Origin of the sequence: Tessaracoccus caeni (genome assembly GCF_029211185.1) — a bacterium.
Taxonomy (GTDB): domain Bacteria; phylum Actinomycetota; class Actinomycetes; order Propionibacteriales; family Propionibacteriaceae; genus Arachnia; species Arachnia caeni.
Window position 1 is genome coordinate 25,169 of sequence record NZ_JARGDO010000020.1, and the last position, 22,568, is coordinate 47,736.

A 22,568-nucleotide genomic window follows, 5' to 3' on the forward strand; every position below is an offset into this window, starting at 1 on the left:
TCCATGCAGTTCTGATCAGGGTCGGCGTTGGCGCGCCGGCTCGGGAAGGTACGTCCATGCTCAAGGTAGTTCACGACGCTTCGGCGTCCAACGAGGCGGCCGGTGGGTCGCTTCTTGATGAGATCGTGCGCGATGGTGCACGCAAGATGCTGGCTGCGGCGTTGGAAGCTGAGGTCGCCGCCTATATTGAGGCGTTCACCGACGAGCTCGACGAGGCGGGTCGGCGGTTGGTGGTCCGTAACGGTCACCACCAGCCGCGGGAGGTCGTCACGGCGGCGGGCATGATCGGGGTGCGGGCGCCGCGGGTCAATGACAAGCGCATTGACGAGACCACCGGGCAGCGGAAGCGGTTCGCGTCGGCGATCCTGCCGGCCTGGGCGAGGAAGTCACCGAAGGTGGCCGAGGTGTTGCCCCTGCTGTATCTGCACGGCCTGTCCAGCGGCGACTTCGGTCCGGCGTTGGAGCAGTTCCTCGGCACCGGAGCGGGTCTGTCGGCGGCCACGATCACCAGGTTGACCAAGGACTGGCAAGACGAGGCGGCCGCGTTCAACCAGCGGTCCCTGGCCGGCACCGACTACGTGTATGTGTGGGTCGATGGCATCCATCTCAAGGTCCGCCTGGAGCAGGACAAGGTGTGCCTGCTGGTGATGATCGGGGTGCGTGCTGACGGCACCAAAGAACTGATCGCGCTCGATGACGGGTTCCGCGAATCGAGCGAGTCCTGGGCTGACCTGCTCCGCTCGTGCAAGCGTCGCGGCATGCAGGCCCCGGTGCTGGCCGTGGGCGATGGTGCGCTCGGGTTCTGGAAGGCGATCCGGGAGGTGTTTCCCGACACCAAAGAGCAGCGCTGCTGGTTCCATGCCGGCGGTAACGTCCTCGCCGCGCTGCCCAAGTCGGCACACCCCGGCGCGAAGGCCGCTCTGGCCGAGATCTGGAATGCCGAAGACAAAGACCACGCCCTCACCGCAGCGAAGGCGTTCGCCGACCTCTACGGCGCCAAATGGCCCAAAGCGGTCGCGAAGATTACCGACCACCTCGACGTGCTGCTGGCGTTCTACGACTTCCCCGCCGAACACTGGATCCACCTGCGCACCACCAACCCGATCGAGTCGACCTTCGCCACCGTCCGGCTCCGCCAACGGGTCACCAAGGGACCCGGGTCGAGAGCTGCCGGGGTCGCGATGGCGTTCAAACTCATCGAGTCCGCCCAAGCCAGGTGGCGGGCCGTGAACGCACCCCACCTCGTCGCCCTCGTCCGGGCCGGCGCCAAGTTTGAAAAGGGCAAACTCATCGAACGACCCAACGACTCAGGAGGTGATCAACAAGCCGCGTGACACACCCATCCACAGGTCTTGACAATTCCTCGATCGGCGCCAATGGCTCTGACTACGGGGTTCTGGTGGGCGACGGCATCCTCGTCGTCGGTGACACCGTCATCGACACGGCGACCGGCAAGACAAGCAAGATCGATGGCTGGGGCAGCGCCCTCGACAACAATCGCGTGGCCTATCAGGTGGAGAAGAACGACCGGCCTGCCGACGTTCGGGTGGAGACGTTGGACTTCGGTGGGAAGTCGGCTCCTCGGATGTTGGGCGTGATCGCGAAGACGTCGCTGACATCGGGGGACAAGTGGAAGGCCGATATCGACTTCACGAAGCCGTTGCTGAAGGGCAAGCTGGAGATCCGGGACTCGAAGAAGAAGGTGATCCGTTCGATCACGCTTCCTGCTACCTCTGATGGTTCCTACCGTGATGTGACGTGGGATGGCAAGGACTCGAAGGGCAAGCTGGTTCCCGCCGGTAGCTATACCTGGACGGTGAACGCGCAGGATGACCCGAAGCGGACTGGTTTGAAGAAGGGCCAGACGGCCAAGGCGCTGGATGGGAAGTCGGCGGCTTCGGGCAAGATCAAGGTCTCGACGAAGAAGCTGGCCAAGACCTCGACTCCGAAGATCTCGGGTTCGGCGAAGGTGGGCAAGAAGCTCACGGCGAAGCCGGGGTCGTGGTCGCCGAAGCCGACGTTCTCGTACCAGTGGTACCGGAATGGCTCGAAGATCAAGGGGGCGACGAAGTCGACCTACAAGCTGGCCAAGGCGGACAAAGGTAAAAAGATCACTGTGAAGGTGACCGGCAAGAAGTCGGGTTACACGTCAGTGACAAAGACCTCGAAGTCCACCTCCAAGGTGAAGTGAGGTCGCGATAGCGACGAATGAGGCAGCCGATCCCCGTCCCACCCGGCCTATTGCGGCAGGCATCGTGGTGTGGGCGGGGATCGTGCTGCTCCCGTTGGCCGAGTGGCGGTGGGGAGCCGACGCCGGCGTTCCCCTCCGGCTGGTTGTCGCGGCGCTGGTTCTCGTCGCTGCTGTTGTGGCGATGCACTCCACGCGGGTCTTCCTCGATCGCCGGCTCCTCGTCGCCGCCGGCGTCGTGCTGGGTTTCTTTTTGATCTCAGGGCTAATAGGCCCCACGCCGTTGCTTTCGGTTCTCGGGCGCTTCCCTCGCTACGAGGGCCTCGGCATGTTGTTGCTCTATCTGGCGCTAGCAGCGGCCGGGGCGGTCGCCATCGGAGGGACTCACCTCGTCCAGCAGGCGCTCCTTGCCCTCACTGTGCTCCAGGTGATCTTGGCGGGACAAGCGCTGTGGGATCTCGCCCAGGGGACCGTTCGTGTGGTCACCGCGGTGGGCAATGCCTCAGACCTCGGTGTAGTCGGAGTGACGGGGTTCGCGCTGCTGCTGTGGCATGCGCTCGAACACCGCTTTGCCTGGCTGTGGGTCGGCAGCGGTGCGGCGGCTCTCGTCGTGGTGGTGAGTGCGTCACGTGGCGCCTGGCTGGGACTCGTCGTCGTGGTGGCGGGTGCGGCCGTCACGCTGATGATCAAGAAGCGAGTCAGAGCCGCAGCGCTGCTGGGAGCTCTGCTCGTCGGACTGGGGCTCCTGGTGATCGCCATTCCCGCGACCCGTGAGCGGCTCCTCGGCGTCGGATTGGCCTCGCGCACGGTGGAAGGCCGGCTGCTGATGTGGCAGGACGCGCTCAGGCTCGGAGCCGAACAGCCTTGGTTGGGCATCGGGCCCTCCCGGTTCGTCGACGAGGTCGGGGCGCTTCAGGCCGAACAGTGGTCAGTGCTGGTCGGGCCTGAAAACCCGCCGGACTCGCCGCACAACGTATTGCTTCAGGTCTGGGCATCCACCGGTGTTCCGGGGCTGCTGGCGTTCGTTGCGTTTGCGGTGCTGGTTGCCGTGTTGTTGTGGCGGCGAGGCACGGTGTGGTCGACTGGTGCGCTTCTTGCGGCAGTTGGTGTCGGCGTTGCCCTCTGCTTCCACTTCACGACACTCTGGGCGCTTGGCCCGGTTTTGCTCTGCGTCGGGGGAGGGTTGGCTGTACCACTTGCCAGGCGCTTGACCGCGCAGGCGGGTGTCGCGATCGTCGCGACATGGGCCGCGATGTTCGGCGTCCTCACCATGAGCGCCGAGTTCCGCCTTCTCCGTGACATCGAAGCGGCATCGGCGGGATATCTCGGTGCGGTGGACAGCCTGGAGAAGACGTTGTCGTCGAGAAGCTGGGATCCCGACTTCGTGCGACGCGGCGGATACGCGATCTTGGCCCTTGCCGAACAAGGGTTGGCCGACACTCACTCGGTGGTACCCCTCCTGGAGTCTGCCTGCGCGCGCCTGCCTCGCTCGACGGAATGCGCGCAGACCCTCGGAAATGCTCAATTCCTGAACGGACAAAGCGAGGACGCTGTCCGCACCTTTGAGAGAGCGCTCGACTATGCACCAGCCAATGCGGACACTTGGCTCTGGCTTGCCGACGCACAGGCGGGTTCCGGCGACCTCGAGTCCGCGGTCGCCAGCCTGACGAAGGTGACCGAACTCCGACCAGAGGATTCCACCGCGTGGGACGGCCTGAGCGCTGCCTTCGAGCGGATGGGCGATGCCCACCGGGCTGCCGAGGCGCAGGCTGAGGCCGAAGCGCGTCGTTGAGAGCCGGTCGGTAGGCTGGCAGCATGAGTGAGGGTGTGCTCCATGTCCGCGGCCGTGTTCTTCCGTCCGACGAGATCGTCGACCTCTGGATCGCCGACGGGGTGATCCAGCCGGAGCCGTCGGCGAACGCGGAGACGGTTGTCACCGACGGGTACATCCTGCCTGGGCTGGTCGACGCACACTGCCACATCGGGCTCGGTCCGGCCGGACCGATCGACGCGGAGGGCGCCCGCGCGCAGGCCGAGGCCGACCTGGCCGTCGGCGTGATGCTGGTGCGCGACGCCGGATCGCCGTCGGACACCCGATGGATCGATCAGGAGGCGGGGCTGCCGAAGGTCAAGCGCGCGGGCCGGCACATCGCCCGGGCGAAGCGCTACATCCGCTACCTCGCGGCCGAGGTGGAACCCGAGGATCTGGTCGACGAGGTGCGCACGCAAGCCCGAGCCGGAGACGGCTGGGTGAAGCTGGTCGGGGACTGGATCGAGCGCGAGGCCGGCGACCTGGCCCCGCTCTGGCCGGCCGATGTCGCGGCCCAGGCGATCGCCGCCGCGCACGAGGAGGGGGCGCGCGTCACGGCGCACTGCTTCCAGGAGCAGTCCGTGGCGGAGCTGGTGGCGGCGGGCATCGACTGCATCGAGCACGGCACCGGCCTCGCGCCCGACGTCATCGAGGAGATGGCGCGACGGGGGACCGCACTGGTGCCGACCATGATCAACCTGGCGAACTTCCCCACCTACGCCTCGCAGGGCGCCGCGAAGTTCCCCACCTACAGCGCGCACATGCTCGATCTGCATGCGCGTCGCTACGAGACGATCGGCATGGCCGTCGAGGCGGGCGTGCAGGTCTACAGCGGCACCGATGCCGGCACCGTCGTCGCCCACGGACGCACGCCCGACGAGATTGTCGAGCTGGCAAAGGTGGGCGGCGCGGAGTTCGCGCTGGGAGCCGCCAGCTGGCGTGCCCGGCCTTGGCTGGGGGAGCAGAATCTCACCCCGGGAGCCAGCGCCGACCTCGTCGTCTACGCCGAGGATCCGCGGGTGAACCTGCAGATTGTCCACAGCCCCGCGGTCAAGATCTTGCGCGGACGCCTCGTCTAGAGCAGAGTCGAATCCCCTTCAACAGGAGTTCCCATGACAGAAGCCCATGGTCCGTCCCAGCCGCAGGGGATGCCTCCCCATCATCCGTCCGATCACGGCCAGCAGCCACAGATTGGCGCGTACTCGTATCAACCGCTCACGCCTCCAGGCACGGTGGCGGTGCCCGCCAAGCAGCCGGGCGGGTTCGGTCGCGGCTTCGGGCTGGGCATGGGACTGGCTCTCGGTCTCGGTGTCGTGGGCGTGGTGGCTTCTGTCGTTCTGGGTATCGTCATGGCGGCGAGCATCGGCTCGATGGCGGCCGTCGCCGGCGGCACCGCGACCACCGGCCTCTACACCATGTGGGGCGACCCATCCGCGCCCAAGCAGGTGCGGGTCATCGACATCTCCGGTGCGATCATGGCCGACGGCGCCGATGGGGCGCTGCTCAGCTCCGGCACCTATGGCTACGAGGTGGCGTCGATGCTGGACGAGATCCAGGCCGACGATGCCGAAGCCGTCGTCCTGCTGGTCAACACCCCGGGTGGGAGCATCGCTGGATCCAAGGCGATCGCCGATGCCGTCACGAGGTATCGGGACGACACCGGCAAGCCGGTGTTCGTGCACATCTCCTCGATGTCGGCCTCCGGCGGCGTGTACTCCACCGCAACCGCCACCAAGATCTTCGCCGACCACGGCTCCATGGTCGGAAGCATCGGCGTCACCTCGGGACCGTTCTACTACTACGACTCGGTGACCGGAATCAGCGGCTCGTTGTTCGAGAGCGGCGTGGAGACCTCCGGTGGGGTTCACGCCCAGATGCTCACTCAAGGGCGTGGCAAAGATTTCGGCTCGCCCTGGCGGGAGATGACGGAGGAGGAACGCTCGGTCTGGCTGGGTGGGCTGAAGAAGGAGTACGACGCCTTCGTCGGCATCGTCTCGGAGAACCGGGGCATCCCCACTAAGACGATCGTCGACGAGATGGGAGCGATGATCTTCGACGCCGAGACAGCCAAGGACTACGGCCTGGTCGACGAGATCGTCACCCGTGCGGACTTCTTCTATCGCGTGGCGGATGAGATCGGCGTCAATTCGGATCAGCTCCGCTTCGACGGCATCGCGGCGCCCACCGCGTGGGAGTCCTTGCTCGGCGCCGAGCGCGCCTATGGTACCTCGCTGCCCGCCCACCAGGCGGAGGGCACGGTGCCCGTGCTGAGTCAGAACTTCTGCGGAACCACTACGCCGCTTGCTTTCGACGGCGACCTCGTCTCCGTCTGCGGCGGTTGATCAGCCGAGTGTAGATATAGAACGGGCCCCGCCTTGGACGGATCGGCGGGGCCCGCTCGGGAGCCCAGTCCGGCAGCCGGCGACAAGGGTAAGGGACCGGCTGCCCATTGGGCCGCTTCTGGGGCGTCGATCAGAAAGATGCCGGCCGGAACTGGGCCGCTCAGGAAACGCTCGCGCGGAGCTGGATCGGTCAGGAGAGCCGTGCCACTTCTGATACAGATGGTCGACGGCATGCGAAAGCTGGAGATTCAGCTATACGACAACCCGTAGACCACGACGGGATTCACTTTGTCAGAGTCGGTCAGGCGATCCGGCTGCAGGCCCTTTGGGAGGGCCCTCACGGTTGCGGGTCAGCTCTGGATTCTCACCAGAATTCCCCTGAATTCGATTCTTCCCACACCCTAGCAGAGGCCCCCTGACCGGGCCAGGGAGGGGTCGTCTTGTCTCCGGTAGATCCAGGCTTAACCCCAGCCCAGTTCGTGCAGTTGCTCCTCGTCGATGCCGTGGTAGTGGCCGAGCTCATGCACCAGCGTGATCTCGATCTCGTCGAAGAGCTCGTCCTCGTCGCGGCAGAACCGGGTCAAGGGGCCTTTGAACAGCACGATCCGGTCGGGGAGCTGGCCGTAGCCGTAGGCGTCCCGCTCGGTCAGCGCCACTCCGTCGTACCAGCCGAGGGTGTCGGAGCCGTCCTCCGGCTCGTCCTCGACGACGAACACCAGGTTGTCGACGCCCTCGACGAGAGCGTCGGGCAGACCGAGCAGCGCCTCCTCGACCAACTCGTCGAAGCGCTCGTCGCTCACGTCCATGGTGTGCGATTCTATCGGGAGCCTTGAGGGCCCCGCGATATTAGGCGGGCCGCGGGCGATCTGGCACAATGGCCCATGCACCTTGTCCGTTGGCGCCCTCTAACCCTGGCGGACAGGATCCTTCAGATGTGCGAGCATCGTGTCCCCACGCGGTGAGCGTCATCCACCCGGCTTACAACCAACAGGAGTACCACAACAGTGGCAACCAAGATTCGTCTGAAGCGGATGGGCAAGATCCGCCAGCCGCACTACCGCATCGTCGTGATGGACTCGCGCAAGAAGCGTGACGGCCAGGCCATCGAGGAGATCGGCATCTACCACCCGAAGAACGATCCTTCGGTGATCCGCGTCGACTCTGAGCGCGCTCAGTACTGGCTCGGTGTGGGCGCCCAGCCCACCGAGGCCGTCGTCGCCATCTTCAAGCGCTCCGGCGACTGGCAGAAGTTCACCGGCGACACCACGCCGGCCGGCATCGACCCGCAGCCCGAGCGTCGCGACCGCGAGGCCGAGTTCGCCAAGGCTCTCGCCGAGGACGCGGGCGCCACCGCCCCGGCCATCTCCAAGGCTCGCAAGGCCAAGGAAGAGGCGCCGGTCGAGGCCGCCGAGGCTCCCGCCGAAGAGGCGTGAGCATGCTGGCAGAGGCGCTGGAGCACCTGGTCGCCGGCATCGTGAGCAATCCTGACGACGTCGTCGTCAAGGACAAGACGTTGCGCCGCGGACGCCTGCTCGAGGTGCGCGTGCACCCCGACGACGTCGGCAAGGTGATCGGCCGCCAGGGACGCACCGCGCAGTCCCTGCGCACCGTCGTCGGCGCCCTCGCCGGCCAGGAGCAGGTGCGCGTCGATTTCGTCGACGTCGACCGGCCCCGCCGGCGCTGAGCCAGTCTCAACGATCAACGGGTGAATGCCCCGGGCGGTCTGCCCGGGGCATTTGCTTTACGCTGAACCATCAACACCATCAACGCTTCGAGAAGGTGACTGCAATGGCTGAGCTAGTAGACGTCGTCGTGGGGGTCGTGGGGAGAGCGCACGGGATCCGGGGTGATCTCGCCATCGATGTGAAAACCGACGAGCCGGATCGTCGCTTCAGGGTCAGCACCCGGCTGAGGTTGGAGAGTGGCCGCTCGCTCTCGGTGACGGCGGTGCGCTGGCATCGCGGCCGGCTGTTGGTGACCTTCGACGGCGTCTCGGACCGCACGGCCGCCGAGCAGCTCACCGGGCAGCGGCTCTTCTTGTCGGTGCTCGCCGACGAACGGCCCAGCGATCCCGACGAGTACTTCGACCGACAGCTCGTCGGCCTCGCGGTGCGCGACCACACCGGGGCCAGGGTGGGCACCGTGTCGGCGGTGGAGCATCCGCCGGCCCAGGATCTGCTGATCGTCTCGGTCGACGGCGAACCGAGGATGATCCCGTTCGTGTCGTCCCTGGTGCCCACCGTCGACCTGGACGAGGGCTACCTGCAGCTCGCCGATGTGGGCGGGCTGCTGGAGGACATCGAATGAGGCTAGACATCGTCACGATCTTCCCCGACTACTTCGCCCCGTTGCAGCTCAGCCTGGTGGGCAAGGCGATCTCATCGGGCATTCTCGACGCGCACGTGCACGATCTGCGGGGCTGGACCCACGACCGGCACCGCACCGTCGACGACACGCCCTACGGCGGGGGTGCGGGCATGGTGATGAAGCCGGAGCCGTGGGGTGAGGCGCTGGATGCGCTGGAGGCGGCGGAGCCCGCTCCGATGACCATCGTGGTGCCGACGCCGGCCGGCATTCCCTTCACTCAGCGCACGGCCCAGGAGCTGGCCACCAGGCAGCGGCTGGTGTTCGCCTGCGGACGCTACGAGGGCATCGACCAGAGGGTCATCGATCATGCGCACGATCGCTACGAGGTGTTCGAGGTCAGCCTTGGCGACTACGTGCTCAACGGGGGAGAGGTGGCGGCGCTCGCCGTCATCGAGGCGGTCGCACGGCTGCTGCCCGGCGTCATCGGAAATCCCGATTCGCTGGTCGAGGAGTCGCACTCCGACGGCCAGGAACAGCTGCTCGAGTACCCCAGCTATACGAAGCCTCCGCAGTGGCGGGAACGGGCCGTGCCGGAGATCCTGCTGAGCGGCAACCACGGCGCGATCGCGGCCTGGCGACGGGAACAGTCGGAGCGTCGCACGAGAGCGCGCAGGCCCGACCTGCTGCCTGGCGAATAGGCCTCCGTCGCGATGTTTTTGAATAGCAAAAAGTAGCCTAAATGCCCTAGTGGAGCGCCTTTTTGGGGTATTTTCTTCTAAGTCGCCCCCGGTGCCGACAATGGGGTGACGGTTGGCTAGAGTGACGACGTGGCAACAACACTCACCATTCATCAACGAGCGTTGCGATCAACGGTCATCAAGAAGGTCATCATGGCGGTGTCCGGCTTGATCATGATCGCCTTCCTGCTCATGCACATGTACGGCAACCTCAAGATGTTCGTCGGCCCCGAGTCGTTCGATCACTACGCGCACTGGCTCAAGGGCCTGGCCGAAGACGGCGTCACCAAAGAGGGCGGCCTCATGTACCCGATCATGCCGGCCGGGCAGTTCATCATCGTCTTCCGGGCGGCCCTGGGACTTGCGGTGATCCTGCACATCTGGTCGGCGGCGACGCTGGCCAGGCTGTCGCGCAAGGCGGCCGGCCCCGGCTACCAGCACAAGGCCAACCAGGTTCGCACCTACTCCTCGCGCACCATGCGCTGGGGCGGCGTGATCATGCTGGCCTTCATCATCTTCCACCTGCTGCAGTTCACCGTCATTCCGGCGCAGTTCGGTGAAGCCGACCCGGCACATCCCCACGTCATGGTGATCTACGCCTTCGAGCAGTGGTGGATGGTGTTGATCTACCTGGTCTGCATGGTCCTGGTCTGCATGCACGTCCGGCACGGCATCTGGAGCGCCCTCACGACGCTCGGCGCGAACACGTCGCCGAACGCTCGCAAGGTGCTCAACATCGTGGCCTTCGTCGTCGCCGTCGTGCTGTTCGTCGGCTTCATGGCACCGCCGCTGGCCATCTTCTTCGGAATTGTTTAGGTGATATCCAGATGACGACTACAACTGAGACTCCGCTCGACTTCTACTCGGTGGGCGAGGACATCGCCGACACCAAGGCGCCCGATGTTCCCATCGAGCAGAAGTGGAAGACCCGGCAGTTCCAGGCTCGCCTGGTCAACCCGGCCAACCGACGCAAGCTGAGCATCATCGTGGTGGGCACCGGTCTCGCAGGCGGCGCCGCCGCCGCGACGCTGGGCGAGGCCGGCTACAACGTGCTCAACTTCTGCTACCAGGACAGCCCCCGTCGCGCCCACTCCATCGCGGCCCAGGGCGGCATCAACGCGGCAAAGAACTACCGCAACGACAACGACTCGACGTTCCGGCTGTTCTACGACACGGTCAAGGGCGGCGACTACCGCGCCCGCGAGACCAACGTCTACCGCCTCGCCGAGGTTTCGGCCAACATCATCGACCAGTGCGTCGCTCAGGGTGTGCCGTTCGCCCGTGAGTACGGCGGCCTGCTCGACACCCGCTCCTTCGGTGGCGTGCAGGTGCAGCGCACCTTCTACGCCCGCGGCCAGACGGGTCAGCAGCTGCTGATCGGCTGCTACCAGCAGCTGGAGCGCCAGGTCGCCGCAGGCACGGTGAAGATGTACACCCGTCACGAGATGGTCGAGGTGATCGTCGTCGACGGTCGTGCCCGCGGCATCGTGACGCGCAACATGGTCAACGGGAAGGTCGAGACCTGGACCGCCGATGCTGTCGTCCTTGCCACGGGCGGCTACGGCAACGTCTTCTTCCTGTCCACCAACGCGATGGGCTGCAACGTGACCGCCGCGTGGCGTGCACACCGCAAGGGTGCCTACTTCGCCAACCCCTGCTACACGCAGATTCACCCCACCTGCATCCCGGTGCACGGCGACACCCAGTCGAAGCTCACGCTGATGTCGGAGTCGCTGCGCAACGACGGTCGCATCTGGGTGCCGAAGAAGGCGGAGGACTGCGCGAAGGATCCGCGTCAGATTCCCGAGGACGATCGCGACTACTACCTGGAGCGCATCTACCCGGCGTTCGGCAACCTTGTCCCTCGTGACATCGCGTCGCGCCAGGCCAAGAACATGTGCGACGAGGGTCGCGGCGTCGGCCCGGCCGTCACCGAACGCGGTCCCGATGGTGTCGAGCGGCAGATGCGCCGCGGCGTCTACCTCGACTTCTCCGACGCGATCAGTCGCCTCGGCGAGGCCGCGGTGCGTAACAAGTACGGCAACCTCTTCGACATGTACGCCCAGATCACCGGCGAGAACCCGTACCAGACCCCGATGCGCATCTATCCCGCGGTGCACTACACCATGGGCGGCGTCTGGGTGGATTACGACCTGATGACCTCGATCACCGGCCTGTACGTCACCGGTGAGGCGAACTTCTCGGATCACGGTGCCAACCGCCTCGGTGCCTCGGCACTGATGCAGGGTCTGGCCGACGGCTACTTCGTGCTGCCGAACACCATCAACGACTACCTGGCCGACGCGCCGTTCGAGAAGCTGCCCGCCGATCACCCGGACGTGGTCGAGGCTCGGGAGTCCGCTCAGGCCCGCATCGACAAGCTGCTCAGCATCCAGGGCACCCGCTCGGTCGACTCCTTCCACAAGGAGCTCGGCAACATCATGTGGGAGTACTGCGGAATGGAGCGCACCGAGGCCGGCCTGATGAAGGCCATCGGCCTGATCCGCGCGCTGAAGGAAGAGTTCTGGAACAACGTCCGGGTCACGGGCGTCAACGAGGACTTCAACCAGGCGCTGGAGCGGGCCGGCCGCGTCGCCGACTTCTTCGAGCTGGGCGAGCTGATGTGCATCGACGCCCTGCATCGTCGCGAGTCCTGCGGCGGTCACTTCCGTGGGGAGTCGCAGACCGAGGACGGCGAGGCGCTTCGCCACGACGACGAGTTCCTCTACGTCGGCGCGTGGGAATGGGCTGGTGAGGGCAACAAGCCCGTGCTGCATCGCGAGCCGCTCAACTACAAGGCCATCGAACTGAAGCAACGGAGTTACAAGTGAAGCTCAAGCTACGGATCTGGCGTCAGGCCAGCAGCAACTCGGCTGGCAAGCTCGTCGAGTACAACATCGACGGCGTGTCCGAGGACATGTCGTTCCTGGAGATGCTCGACCTGCTCAACGAGCAGCTCACGGAGCGCAACGAGGAGCCGGTGGCCTTCGACCACGACTGCCGCGAGGGCATCTGCGGCATGTGCGGCGTCGTGATCAACGGCGTCGCGCACGGCCGGGGTGAGTCGGCGGTGCCGACCACCACGTGCCAGCTGCACATGCGATCCTTCCAGGACGGTGCGACCATCGACGTCGAGCCTTGGCAGGCCGGGCCGTTCCCGGTGATCAAGGATCTCGTGGTCGACCGCACCGCCTTCGACCGGGTCATCGCCTCCGGCGGCTTCATCTCGTCGAACACGGGTTCCGCGCCCGACGCGCACGCCACCCCTGCGCCCAAGCGCGAAGCCGACATCGCGTTCGACAACGCCACCTGCATCGGCTGCGGTGCCTGCGTGGCAGCCTGCCCGAACAGCTCCGCCATGCTGTTCACCTCGGCCAAGATCAGCCACCTGGCCATGCTGCCGCAGGGCCAGCCCGAGCGATACCGTCGCGTGAAGTCGATGGTCGCTCAGCACGACGAGGAAGGCTTCGGCAACTGCACCAACATCGGTGAGTGCGCCGCGGTCTGCCCCAAGGGCATCCCTCTTGAGTCGATCGCTCGCCTCAACCGCGATCTCATCAAGGCGATGTTCAAGGGCGACGGCAAGTAGTCACTGCTCCGTCTGCTCCCGGCTCGGGCCACCTCTCCGCGATTTTGCGGGCAGGTGGCCCGCTGCCATAATTGGTTGCTGCTGCCCGTTGGGCGGCGCCGGTGTGTTCGGCTCCTGCCACAGGGGGGTCGTTCGGGCGCATCGGTGAAGATTAATAACGCGGTGTCCTGTGGCACTGACGAGGACATAGTCATGACTAATCCGATCATCAAGGAACTCGACAAGGCGTCGCTTCGCGACGACATCCCCGCGTTCCGCGCTGGCGACAGCGTCAAGGTCCACGTGCGAGTGATCGAAGGCAACCGTTCCCGCGTCCAGGTGTTCGCCGGCGTCGTGATCGCCCGCAACGCCGGTGGCGTGCAGGAGGCCTTCACCGTGCGCAAGGTGAGCTTCGGCGTGGGTGTCGAGCGCACCTTCCCGCTGCACAGCCCCATCATCGAGAAGATCGAGGTGGAGCGTCGCGGTGACGTGCGTCGCGCCAAGCTGTACTACCTGCGCGGCCTGCGCGGCAAGGCGGCGAAGATCAAGGAAAAGCGCTGAGCTTCGGCGATCAGCTGATAATTCCCGCAAAGGCGGGGCCCGGGACACCGGGCCCCGCCTTTGTCGTGCACCGGGCTATGATCGGGTGGGCAGAATGACGGAAGGTCGAACACGTTGAGCGAAACTGATACCCCGAAGCAGCGCCCGTCCTTCGGACGGCGAGTCCTGGGCTGGCTTGCAGAGGGAGCGATCATCGTCGTAGGCGCGGTGATCATCGCGACGCTGCTGCGCACCTTCGTCGGCCAGATGTTCTTGATCCCGTCGGGGTCGATGGAGAACACGCTGCTGGTCAACGACCGCGTGCTGGTGCTCAAGTTCGGCGGCTTCGACCGCGGCGACGTCGTCGTCTTCGAGGATCCCGCTCGTTGGCTCAGTCCGCAGCCTCGCGACCCCAACGTCATGCGGGATGCGCTGGAGTTCATCGGGGTGCTGCCCAACTCGAGCACCGAGCACCTCATCAAGCGGGTGATCGGTATGCCGGGCGATCACGTGATGCTGGATGCCGAGGGCAAGATCGAGGTCAACGGCTACCCCTTGGATGAGTCCGCCTACCTGTACACCGAGGCCGGCGTGCAGGTCGCCCCGGCCACGGTGCCGTTCGAGATCGTGGTCCCGGCCGATCGGCTGTTCGTCATGGGCGACCATCGCAACGAGTCCAACGACTCGCGCTGCCTGCTGCAGGACATCCGCGCCGGCCAGCCCGAGGGGATGGCCGCCTTCGTGCCGATCGACCATGTGGTGGGCAAGTCCGTCGCCATCCTCGCGCCGCTGGATCGCTTGGCTTCCTTCAAGACCCCCGAGACCTTCGCGGGGGTTCCCGATGCTGTGGATCCCGCCCCTGATCGCCCGGAGTTGATCCATGTCGAGGACGGCTGCTGATCGGCGGCTGCCCCGGGAAACGGAACACACGACGGTTCGTCTCGGGCGCGGCACTTATGCCTACGAGCGGGCCCTGGCGCGCGCCGGTCTGGGGCCGGTCGCCGGCGCCGACGAAGCCGGCCGGGGTGCCTGCGCGGGGCCGCTGGTGGCCGCTGCGGTGGTGCTGAACCCCAGCCGCCCCATTCCGGGCCTGGACGACTCCAAGGCGCTCTCCGCCGCGGCCAGGGAGCGTCTCTACGACCAGATCCAGGATCATGCGATCTCGGTCGCCGTCGCGATCGTCACGCCGCAGGAGTGCGACCGCCTGGGCATGCACCATGCCGACCTGCACGGCCTGCGACGCGCCGTGCGGCGACTCGACCTCGAGCCGAGCTACGTGCTGACCGATGGCTTCGCCGTCGACGGCCTCGGCGTCCCCGGGCTGGCGGTGTGGAAGGGGGACAAGGTCTCGGCCTGCGTCTCGGCGGCATCGATCATCGCGAAGGTCACCCGCGACCGGATGATGGTCGAGTTGCATGAGCGCTACCCGGAGTACGGCTTCGCGGTGCACAAGGGCTACTGCACCTCGGTCCATCAGCGTGCGCTCGACGAGTTCGGACCCACCCCGGAACACCGCTGGTGCTTCGACAACGTGGTTCGGGCGTCGGAGACCCTCGCCGCGAGGCGGTCGGCCGAACAAGGGTAGAGTGGCCTCACCATGAGCGTTGAAGACCTTGACGAATACGAGAGCCGACTCGAGCTAGACCTGTACCGCGAGTACAAGGACGTGGTCGGGATCTTCACCTATGCCGTGGAGACCGAGCGGCGCTTCTACCTGTGCAACGCGGTCGACCTGAAGGTGCGCACCGAGGGCGGCGATGTCTACTACGAGGTCTCGATGGGCGACGCCTGGGTCTGGGACATGTACCGCCCAGCGCGCTTCGTGAAGTCGGCCAAGGTGCTGACTTTCCGCGATGTCTCCATCGAGGAGATCGCCCATTCCGACTCCCAGTTCCAGGTTCCCAAGTAGACGCTCCTCCCCTCGAAAGAGCCTCCCCGAAAAACTCACCCTGTGGAAAACGGTAAATCCGGCTGTCCGCTGACTATCACGTCAGTGGAGGTTGGAGATGGTACGCAAGGGAAAGCCGGCTCAGAGCCTGGGTAGACGGGGCGAGCAGCTCGCCGCGCAGTACTTGATGGCTCGTGGCTGGGAGGTGTTGGAGCGCAACTGGCGCTGCAATGAAGGCGAGATCGACATCATTGCCGTCGATCCTGACGGAATCCTGGTCTTCGTCGAGGTCAAGACCCGCTCGGGGCTGTACTACGGGCACCCGCTGGAGGGGATCACGCTCGAGAAGGCCCGGCGGCTTCGCGGGCTGGCCGTGCGCTGGGTCCGCGAGCACGCAGCGACGACGCCCAGGATCAGGGTGGACGGCGTCGGTGTCGTCCTGCCACCCGGCGGACGGCCGGAGCTGCGGCATCTGATCGGAGCGGATCCGTGGTGACCGCAGCCAGCTGGTCGGTGGCATTCCTGGGGCTGGAAGGAGCCTTGATCGAGGTCGAGGCTGCGGCGTCGGGCCAGGGGACGCCCAGAACCGTTCTGGTGGGCCTGCCGGACGCGGCCCTGAACGAGGCGAAAGAAAGGGTGCGAGCCGGGCTGGCCAGTGCCGGCTACCGCTGGCCCGACTCGGCACTCACCATCAATCTTTCGCCGGCGCACTTGCCGAAGAACGGCACGCACTACGACGTGCCCATCGCGGCAGCCGTGCTGGGGGTGGTCGGGGCTGTCGGCGCGCTCACCCATCCGGGCACCGTGATGCTGGGAGAGCTGGGCCTCGCAGGGCATGTGCGCCCCGTGCGGGGCATCCTTCCGGCACTCCTGGCCGCCTCGAAGGCAGGCTTCGAACGAGCCATCGTGCCGGCTGAGCAGGCCGCTGAAGCAGAGCTGGTCGGGGGCATGACGGTGTGGGGCGTCTCGCACGTCGGCGAGCTCGTTGACGCGCTGAACGGGGTTCCGGTGAGTGCGGCGCCGCAGGCGCGCGACCAGGTCATGCCGGGGCCATCGCACCAGCCCGACCTCGCGGATGTCAGGGGTCATGCCGACGCCAAGTTCGCCCTGGAGGTCGCGGCGGCGGGGCGGCACCACCTTTTCCTGCATGGCGCGCCTGGCATCGGAAAGACGATGCTGGCCTCGCGGCTGCCGTCGATCCTGCCAGAGCTCGATCTGGAGGAGGCCGTCGAGGTGTCGGCGTTGCATTCGTTGGCCGGCGTGCCGCTCGACGGGCTGATCACCCGGCCGCCCTACTCCGATCCGCATCACACGTCGACGCTCATCAGTCTGATCGGCGGAGGGGCGCGCGAGATCCGGCCCGGGGCCATCTCGCTTGCGCACCGGGGAGTGCTGTTCTTAGATGAGGCGCCGGAGTTCGGAGCGCGCAGCCTCGAATCCCTACGGGTTCCGCTGGAGAGCGGCATGGTGACCATTGGGCGCGCGATGCATCAGGTGCGCTTTCCTGCCAGCTTCCAACTCATCCTGGCCGCCAATCCTTGTCCCTGCGGACATTCAGGGGTCGCAGGGAAAGAATGCCGGTGCCAGCCGTTGAGCGTGCTGCGCTACCAAGAACGGATCAGCGGGCCCATTCTGGACCGTATCGACATCCGGCATCAGCTATCGGCTCAGACGCGGCTGCTGGGAGCCGCCGACGAGGAGTCAGAGGAGACCAGCGCCGTCGTGTTGGCTCGGGTCACTGAGGCGCGCGCCCGGCAGAGGAAGAGGCTGGCGGAGAGCCCGTGGCGCACCAACGGCGAGGTGTCCGGGGCCTACCTGCGCAAGCACCTGCCCTTGCCCACGGATCTCCGGCCGCTCAACTCGGCGCTGGCCAGGGGGCTGATCAGTGCCCGCGGGGTGGACAAGGTGCTCCGGATCGCCTGGACCCTTGCCGACCTGGCCGGCCACGACCGGATCGGTCCCGTCGAGGTGCGCGCCGCCATGCAGTTGCGGCTGGGCGAGCAGGCGGTGGCGGCATGACGGCGGTGAGCAGGAGTGAGCGCAGGGCCCGTATGGGCTTGTGCGGCCTCGTCCCCATGGCCACCCCAGCCCTCGCGGAGGTCGTCGAACAGTATGGCGCCGAAGCGGTGTGGGGCGCGGTGATGGGGGATGGCCCTGACACGCGCTGGGGCCGGAAGGCCGCCGCGGTGGACCTGGACGGGCTGGAGGCGGCCACGCGGGCCTGTGGGGCGCGCTTCCTTGTGCCCGGCGATGAGGACTGGCCGGCACACGTCGCCGGTCTGGCCGCCGTCGAGGTGAACGATCAGGGTGGCGCGCCGTTCGGCCTGTGGGTCCGGGGGCAGATGCCGGCCTTCGATGGGGCCGTCGCGATGGTCGGTTCGCGCGCCGCGAGTTCCTATGGCACCCACATCACCACGGAACTCGCCGCCGATCTCGCAGGACACGGCCGCTGCGTCGTCTCCGGTCTCGCCTACGGCATCGACGCGGCGGCGCACCGTGGGGCCCTGGGTGTGGACGGAGTCACCGTCGCCTGCCTCGCCGGAGGTGTCGACGTGCCCTACCCGGCCATGCACACGAGGCTCGCAGAGGCGGTGCTCAGACGTGGCGCGCTGATCAGCGAGCAGCCGCCAGGCAACCGGGCCATGAAACACGCCTTCCTGGCGCGCAACCGCCTGATCGCGGCGCTCGCGGGCGGCGTGATCCTCGTCGAGGCGGCGCTGCGCTCCGGGGCGCGCAACACGGCCGCCTGGGCCAGTGCCTTGGGCCGGCCCCTCATGGCGGTGCCCGGGCCGGTCACGTCCTCGCTTTCCGCCACCCCGCACCGGCTGATCCGTGAAGCGCAGGCGGTGTTGGTGACCTCGTCACGCGACGTGGAGGAACTTCTGAGTCCGCTGGGCTCTGTGCCCGACGCACCCGACCGTGCGCCGGACCGGCCTCTCGACGTGCTGCCCATCGCCTTGCGCGAACTACGCGAGGCCGTCGCGACCGGAGAGGAGGTGGGGGCTGCGGAGCTGTCCAGCCGAACGGGGCAGCCCATGATGGCGTGTCTCGCGGGGGCCGACGAACTAGCGGAGCAGGGATGGCTGGTCGCCGGCGACAACGGCGGCTGGCGCCTGCCGAGCCGCCCGCGATGAGGCCATCGTCTCGCTCAGCGGAGCGGCACGAACAAGTAGGCGCCCAGTCGGTCGATGCTGCGCTTGCGGTTCTCGTCGAGCGTCACGCGCCACATCTGGGAGGCGACGGGGATCACAAGAATGCCTCCAGGAGCCAGCTGCTTCACCAGCTCCTCCGGAAGCTTGCGAGCCTGGGCGGACACCAGGATCCGGTCGAACGGGCCGTCCGCGGGAGCGCCCACACGTCCCTTGGTGGCCTGCCGGATCTCGGCCCACGGACGCTCGGCCTTCGCAAGATTGCCGGTGCCGAACTCGACCAGCTCCGGCTCCAACTCGACGCCCAGCACGCTGCCCTCAGGCCCCGTCAGGTGGGCGAGCAGGGCGGTCGTCCAGCCGGAACCAGCTCCCACGTCGAGCACCTTGGCACCTTCGGGAACCTCCAGCAGCCAGAGCATGTCGCGCACCGTCGACGGCTGAGAATTGGTCTGGTTGCGGGGAATGGGCAACGGTCGATCCTGGCCGGCGCGATCGCGGACCTTCTCCGGCAGATAGTCGGCCCTGGGGGTCGCCTCGAACGCGGCGTCGAGGCGAGCCTCTAGCAGGTCGTCTTGGATTGGTTCAGTCATGCCTACAGTGTGCCTGAGTCAGGACTGCCAGACGGTCTGGCGGCCGAGCGTTCCGAGCAGGCGCTCGTGCGCCTTCTGCGGATCCTCGCTCAGCACGCTTCGCGCCCACTCCAGCTTCCGGGCGATGCCCAGTCGCTCCGCGGCCTCGGCATTCCTCGGCTCGGAGATGAAGTGCTCCATGGCAGCGACGGAGTTTCGCGCCTGACGCAGTTCCTCCTCGCGCGCCGCCCGCACCCGCTCCGCGTACCAGGACGATGCCAGCACCGACTCGCGGGTGAACATGGCACGGAACTCGGGGGAGTCCAGAGTGAGCCCACCGTCGGCGCCGAAGGCCATGATCGACAGCAGCGACCTCACCGGCGGGATGGCCAGCGCGATGGTGCCGTCGTCGAAGTAGGTCTGGGCCACGCGCTGGTGGGTCTTCACGATCGTGTCGATCGACGCCACATAGATGCCCAGATCCTGAAGCTCAGGACGCAGCATGTTCTCGGAGAACACCACATGCGGGTGCATGAAGATGCGGCCGAAATACTTGGTCATGAACTTCTCGGTCATCCGGTAGCCCAGTCGGCTGCCCTGGATCACGCGACCCTCATGGTCGAAGTCGGGCACCGGTTCCAGGGAGCCCTCCTCGATCAGGCGCTGAGCGTCGCGCTCCTCCGGGGACATCCGGGAGAACACCTCCGGCACCAGCAGCGAGATGTCGTGATCGACGCGCACATTCGGCCCCACCGTGCCCGCGCTCGAGAGCCAGCCGTCGTAGCCGGTCAGCACGAAGCTGAGCAGCGCGGCGTTCAGGTCGATCACCGAGGGGAGCGGGTTGAAGGGGCCCTTCGTCATCGCGCCCTCGGATCCCGCACCGGTGGTGGACGGCGACTTGCCGGTCATGGAGGAGATGAACTCCATGAACAGCTCCGGCAGTTCCATGTAGTGCAGAGGGGCGTACGCGCAGAGCGCGGGCACGGAGTCCTCCGGACCGTTGTTGCGGCGTCCGGCAGCGACCACGTCGACGCTCAAGCGCAGCGGAGCCGACATCGGCAGCTTGCGCTGCACCCGAAGCGCCAGCTCCACGGCTGCGGTTGCCTTCGGCTTGGAGATGTCGGGCCGCACCTGGAGGTAGCGCGGGTTCTTCGACCGCGCGCCGTTCACGATGCGCGGGTGCGCGGAGGAGACGAAGTAGTCTGCCTGGTCGGCGTCGCTGGAGGCCACACGCGAGATCAGGTCACGCATGGGCTCCGAGAACGAACTGAATGCGACGGCGTCCTCGACGAAGTCCCGGGCGTCCTCACGGGTGAGCGGCTCGAAGTTGCTCAGGAAGGTGCCGGGCGACGCGATGTCTGCTTCGGCCTGCTTGTCGTAGCCCCGGTGGATGGCGTCGTCGGGACGCTGGAACAGCAGCGACTCGCAGTTCGTCACGTACTTGCGCGAGAGGCCGTCGTCGCGGCCGTTGAACGCCGCCGGAACCACGATGCTCGCCGTGATGTCGTCTTCGGTCTGAACCTTCTCGGAGGGCTGGAAGTCGTGCCGGAGCCCGAACAAGCGCCAGGATCCATCGGCGGCATAGCCCACCCGCAACATGTTGACTTTGATCTTCTGACCGTCCAAGCGCAGCGAGTTGCCGCCGCGGCCGTTGATCCGGCCGACGGAGAAGTGGCTGGCCCAGTCGTCGCCCCACGCGGGACGGTAGAACCGCTTGACGACGTACACGAGCTCCTTGATGTGGTTGGGGATCTGCTCCACCCAGGCGTTGTACTCGTCGGTGTAGTCGATCGACGGCGTGAGCAGTTTGATCACGGAGCCCACGCTGCGCTGATCCGACAGCAGCGGCCGTGGGAACTCGCTCTGCTTCGACCGATCGATGTAGCGGTCGCTGTAGTCGCGGCTGATGATCTCGGCCACGCGCTCCATATCTTCCACGAAGTTCGGGGTGTAGGCATCGCCGTGGATGAACGCGTCGGTGATCGCCTTCGAGATCTCCGATTTGCCGCCACCGGAGACAGTGGCCGGCTTGTGGCACTGAGTGGGGGTCGGCACGAAGCTGACGATGCTCCACTGAGAACCGTCGACGTCCTGATGCAGGAGCTCGACGACGTTGCCGTCGGGGGTGAGGTAGCGCCGGTCGGCGCGCAGCCGGATGCTGCTGTCGCCCCACGTGATGGTGCTGTTGCGCAGCGAGAACCTCGCTGCGGCCGGAACCAGCACGATGTTGTCCAGCTCGGCGTCGAGCGCGTGGCCCTCGGGCTGCATGACGAAGCGCTCAGGATCGCGCGCGACGACGTCCTCGATCTGGTAGCCGGGCAGGTCGGGGGCGACGTAGGTCTGGCCCTGGTTGTAGCGCGGCAGGCAGATGGCGCCGCCCGCATGCTCTTCCTCGACCAGGCCGAGCAGGTTGGCCGAGTAGCTGATCTGGGCCTTGACCTCCTTCTTGCAGTAGCCGAAGTAGTTGTCCGCGATCACGGTGACGATCACGCCGCGCTCGTCGCGGGCGCAGAGCTTGAACGCGGTGCCGTTGTTATACAGCTCGTCTTCGTCGCTCCAGCACTGGCCGTCGCGACGCTGACGCTCAGTGGCCTCGTCGTAGTGGGGCAGGCCCAGATCCTTCTTTCGCAGCTTCGTCAGGTGCGGTGCGAGGATCACGGCGCCGCTGGTACCGGTCCAGTGCTCGGGATCGAGCGTTGCATCGTTCTCGGGCAGGTACGGGTCGCCGCCATTGCCGAAGATGCCCTCCACGAAGTCGAGGTTGGCGATCAGCGACGCGGGCGCGAAGAAGCGCACCTCCATGCTGCGTTCCTGGGTGTACCCGGGCACCGCAGGCACGACGATGGGTCGCAGCTGCAGAGAAACCCAGCAGCGGGGCGGATCCTCGAAGTTGGCGCCGTAGGGGAGCACCATCGTGTCCTCGGGCGGGGTCATGGCCGCCTCGAGCACGCGGCCGAAGACCTCTCGGGGCACAGCGATCTTGTCATCCTGGATCGGCAAACCGCCTTCCGCGATGTGGAAGACACCCTTGGTGGTGCGCCGGTCGTTGGTGGGGTTGTGCAGCACGCCGTTGACCAGCCGATAGCTGGTCAGATGTTCGGAGGCCACGTAGTCGCCGTCCTTGGGCAGGGACATGTTCCGTGCCAGGCCGGCTTGATCGAGCACGAGTGTGCGGTTGGGCAATTGAGGGGAGGCATCGGTGCCTTCGAGATAGGCATCGATGAAGGCCTGGATGCGTCCGTCCACCGCAGGCAGGCGATAGGAAAGCCGTCGGTTCAACTCCCGTTGACGGGTCAGTACCGGGCGCACGAGCGCTGCGGCCATCTCGTCCTGGGCGGTCGGCGTGGGCGGGGTGATGCCCAGCAGGCCCAGTCGTAGGTTGATCGCGGCTGTGTCTTCTAGTTTCGCCATACCTACACTCTGTCGTACTTGCCCAAACCCGTAAGAGGGGGCCCAGCAGATGAACAGCC

The 22,568-nt window shown here is 66.5% G+C and carries 22 protein-coding genes; 19 read left to right on the top strand and 3 right to left on the bottom strand.

The features are described from left to right. The first annotated feature begins 56 nt into the window (after positions 1-56). The 5 genes from P0D62_RS15720 to P0D62_RS15740 all read left to right on the top strand — a co-directional run bounded on the left by P0D62_RS15720 (position 57) and on the right by P0D62_RS15740 (position 6,340). Positions 57-1,334 carry an IS256 family transposase gene (locus P0D62_RS15720; RefSeq protein ID WP_275703491.1) on the top strand — a complete coding sequence of 426 codons (1,278 nt, stop codon included), beginning with the start codon at positions 57-59 and terminating at the stop codon, positions 1,332-1,334. Then, positions 1,331-2,191 (top strand): FlgD immunoglobulin-like domain containing protein, encoded by an 861-nt coding sequence (locus P0D62_RS15725; protein WP_275703492.1) that lies wholly within the window; start codon positions 1,331-1,333, stop codon positions 2,189-2,191. The genes P0D62_RS15720 and P0D62_RS15725 overlap by 4 nt, the downstream gene beginning before the upstream one ends. 82 nt (positions 2,192-2,273) lie before the next feature. Then, a complete protein-coding gene (locus tag P0D62_RS15730; RefSeq protein ID WP_275703493.1) occupies positions 2,274-3,980 on the top strand; it encodes an O-antigen ligase family protein in 1,707 nt (568 codons plus the stop codon). A 23-nt stretch (positions 3,981-4,003) separates the two neighbouring features. Beyond that, positions 4,004-5,077 (top strand): amidohydrolase family protein, encoded by a 1,074-nt coding sequence (locus P0D62_RS15735; protein WP_275703494.1) that lies wholly within the window; start codon positions 4,004-4,006, stop codon positions 5,075-5,077. 33 nt (positions 5,078-5,110) lie between these two features. After that, positions 5,111-6,340, top strand: a complete 1,230-nt coding sequence (locus tag P0D62_RS15740; RefSeq protein WP_275703495.1) for a S49 family peptidase — start codon at positions 5,111-5,113, stop codon at positions 6,338-6,340. Between the two features lie 461 nt (positions 6,341-6,801). On the opposite strand, the gene P0D62_RS15745 is transcribed toward P0D62_RS15740, so the two are convergent. Beyond that, on the bottom strand, positions 6,802-7,146 hold the full coding sequence (locus tag P0D62_RS15745; protein ID WP_275703496.1) for a metallopeptidase family protein: 345 nt from the start codon (positions 7,144-7,146) through the stop codon (positions 6,802-6,804). A gap of 198 nt (positions 7,147-7,344) precedes the next feature. On the opposite strand from P0D62_RS15745, the gene rpsP reads away from it, so the two are divergent. The 14 genes from rpsP (at position 7,345) to dprA (ending at position 18,514) form a co-directional block, all read left to right on the top strand. Further along, complete coding sequence (rpsP, locus tag P0D62_RS15750; RefSeq protein WP_275703497.1) at positions 7,345-7,773, top strand: 30S ribosomal protein S16; 429 nt, start codon at positions 7,345-7,347, stop codon at positions 7,771-7,773. A gap of 2 nt (positions 7,774-7,775) precedes the next feature. Further along, positions 7,776-8,024, top strand: a complete 249-nt coding sequence (locus P0D62_RS15755; protein WP_275703498.1) for an RNA-binding protein — start codon at positions 7,776-7,778, stop codon at positions 8,022-8,024. Between the two features lie 104 nt (positions 8,025-8,128). Then, a complete protein-coding gene (gene rimM, locus P0D62_RS15760; protein ID WP_275703499.1) occupies positions 8,129-8,647 on the top strand; it encodes a ribosome maturation factor RimM in 519 nt (172 codons plus the stop codon). Beyond that, complete coding sequence (gene trmD / locus P0D62_RS15765; RefSeq protein WP_275703500.1) at positions 8,644-9,345, top strand: tRNA (guanosine(37)-N1)-methyltransferase TrmD; 702 nt, start codon at positions 8,644-8,646, stop codon at positions 9,343-9,345. The genes rimM and trmD overlap by 4 nt, the downstream gene beginning before the upstream one ends. A gap of 129 nt (positions 9,346-9,474) precedes the next feature. Next, positions 9,475-10,200, top strand: coding sequence for a succinate dehydrogenase cytochrome b subunit (locus tag P0D62_RS15770; protein ID WP_275703501.1), 726 nt, complete (start codon positions 9,475-9,477; stop codon positions 10,198-10,200). An 11-nt stretch (positions 10,201-10,211) separates the two neighbouring features. Continuing rightward, the gene (locus P0D62_RS15775) at positions 10,212-12,215 is read left to right on the top strand and encodes a fumarate reductase/succinate dehydrogenase flavoprotein subunit (RefSeq protein ID WP_275703502.1); all 2,004 of its coding nucleotides are present in this window, start codon (positions 10,212-10,214) and stop codon (positions 12,213-12,215) included. After that, entirely contained in the window at positions 12,212-12,973 is a 762-nt protein-coding gene (locus tag P0D62_RS15780) for a succinate dehydrogenase/fumarate reductase iron-sulfur subunit (RefSeq protein ID WP_275703503.1), read from the top strand. The genes P0D62_RS15775 and P0D62_RS15780 overlap by 4 nt, the downstream gene beginning before the upstream one ends. Before the next feature lie 192 nt (positions 12,974-13,165). Beyond that, entirely contained in the window at positions 13,166-13,513 is a 348-nt protein-coding gene (gene rplS, locus P0D62_RS15785) for a 50S ribosomal protein L19 (RefSeq protein WP_275703504.1), read from the top strand. A 114-nt stretch (positions 13,514-13,627) separates the two neighbouring features. Then, positions 13,628-14,392: a signal peptidase I gene (gene lepB, locus P0D62_RS15790; RefSeq protein WP_275703505.1), complete on the top strand. Its 765-nt coding sequence runs from the start codon at positions 13,628-13,630 to the stop codon at positions 14,390-14,392. Further along, entirely contained in the window at positions 14,373-15,077 is a 705-nt protein-coding gene (locus P0D62_RS15795; protein WP_275703506.1) for a ribonuclease HII, read from the top strand. Before lepB ends, P0D62_RS15795 begins: the two co-directional genes overlap by 20 nt. Before the next feature lie 12 nt (positions 15,078-15,089). Further along, positions 15,090-15,401, top strand: coding sequence for a DUF2469 domain-containing protein (locus tag P0D62_RS15800; protein ID WP_275703507.1), 312 nt, complete (start codon positions 15,090-15,092; stop codon positions 15,399-15,401). A gap of 97 nt (positions 15,402-15,498) precedes the next feature. Next, positions 15,499-15,876: a YraN family protein gene (locus tag P0D62_RS15805; protein ID WP_275703508.1), complete on the top strand. Its 378-nt coding sequence runs from the start codon at positions 15,499-15,501 to the stop codon at positions 15,874-15,876. After that, the gene (locus tag P0D62_RS15810) at positions 15,870-17,399 is read left to right on the top strand and encodes a YifB family Mg chelatase-like AAA ATPase (RefSeq protein WP_275703509.1); all 1,530 of its coding nucleotides are present in this window, start codon (positions 15,870-15,872) and stop codon (positions 17,397-17,399) included. Before P0D62_RS15805 ends, P0D62_RS15810 begins: the two co-directional genes overlap by 7 nt. Before the next feature lie 56 nt (positions 17,400-17,455). Continuing rightward, positions 17,456-18,514 carry a DNA-processing protein DprA gene (gene dprA / locus P0D62_RS15815; RefSeq protein ID WP_275703510.1) on the top strand — a complete coding sequence of 353 codons (1,059 nt, stop codon included), beginning with the start codon at positions 17,456-17,458 and terminating at the stop codon, positions 18,512-18,514. A gap of 14 nt (positions 18,515-18,528) precedes the next feature. Here the strand turns inward: dprA and P0D62_RS15820 are convergent, their stop codons facing one another. Together P0D62_RS15820 and P0D62_RS15825 are read right to left on the bottom strand one after the other, a co-directional pair. Then, a complete protein-coding gene (locus P0D62_RS15820) occupies positions 18,529-19,119 on the bottom strand; it encodes a protein-L-isoaspartate O-methyltransferase family protein (RefSeq protein ID WP_275703511.1) in 591 nt (196 codons plus the stop codon). 18 nt (positions 19,120-19,137) lie between these two features. Further along, on the bottom strand, positions 19,138-22,509 hold the full coding sequence (locus P0D62_RS15825) for a hypothetical protein (protein ID WP_275703512.1): 3,372 nt from the start codon (positions 22,507-22,509) through the stop codon (positions 19,138-19,140). Positions 22,510-22,568 lie beyond the last annotated feature (59 nt).

Bases quoted from the DNA above. Each gene is read 5' to 3' on its own strand.
- P0D62_RS15740 (WP_275703495.1), top strand. From the start codon at position 5,111: ATGACAGAAGCCCATGGTCCGTCCCAGCCGCAGGGGATGCCTCCCCAT.
- P0D62_RS15795 (WP_275703506.1), top strand. From the start codon at position 14,373: ATGTCGAGGACGGCTGCTGATCGGCGGCTGCCCCGGGAAACGGAACAC.
- P0D62_RS15805 (WP_275703508.1), top strand. From the start codon at position 15,499: ATGGTACGCAAGGGAAAGCCGGCTCAGAGCCTGGGTAGACGGGGCGAG.
- P0D62_RS15735 (WP_275703494.1), top strand. From the start codon at position 4,004: ATGAGTGAGGGTGTGCTCCATGTCCGCGGCCGTGTTCTTCCGTCCGAC.
- trmD (WP_275703500.1), top strand. From the start codon at position 8,644: ATGAGGCTAGACATCGTCACGATCTTCCCCGACTACTTCGCCCCGTTG.
- P0D62_RS15755 (WP_275703498.1), top strand. From the start codon at position 7,776: ATGCTGGCAGAGGCGCTGGAGCACCTGGTCGCCGGCATCGTGAGCAAT.
- rimM (WP_275703499.1), top strand. From the start codon at position 8,129: ATGGCTGAGCTAGTAGACGTCGTCGTGGGGGTCGTGGGGAGAGCGCAC.
- P0D62_RS15720 (WP_275703491.1), top strand. From the start codon at position 57: ATGCTCAAGGTAGTTCACGACGCTTCGGCGTCCAACGAGGCGGCCGGT.
- P0D62_RS15775 (WP_275703502.1), top strand. From the start codon at position 10,212: ATGACGACTACAACTGAGACTCCGCTCGACTTCTACTCGGTGGGCGAG.
- P0D62_RS15800 (WP_275703507.1), top strand. From the start codon at position 15,090: ATGAGCGTTGAAGACCTTGACGAATACGAGAGCCGACTCGAGCTAGAC.
- P0D62_RS15820 (WP_275703511.1), bottom strand. From the start codon at position 19,119: ATGACTGAACCAATCCAAGACGACCTGCTAGAGGCTCGCCTCGACGCC.
- P0D62_RS15825 (WP_275703512.1), bottom strand. From the start codon at position 22,509: ATGGCGAAACTAGAAGACACAGCCGCGATCAACCTACGACTGGGCCTG.
- dprA (WP_275703510.1), top strand. From the start codon at position 17,456: ATGGCCACCCCAGCCCTCGCGGAGGTCGTCGAACAGTATGGCGCCGAA.
- rplS (WP_275703504.1), top strand. From the start codon at position 13,166: ATGACTAATCCGATCATCAAGGAACTCGACAAGGCGTCGCTTCGCGAC.
- P0D62_RS15745 (WP_275703496.1), bottom strand. From the start codon at position 7,146: ATGGACGTGAGCGACGAGCGCTTCGACGAGTTGGTCGAGGAGGCGCTG.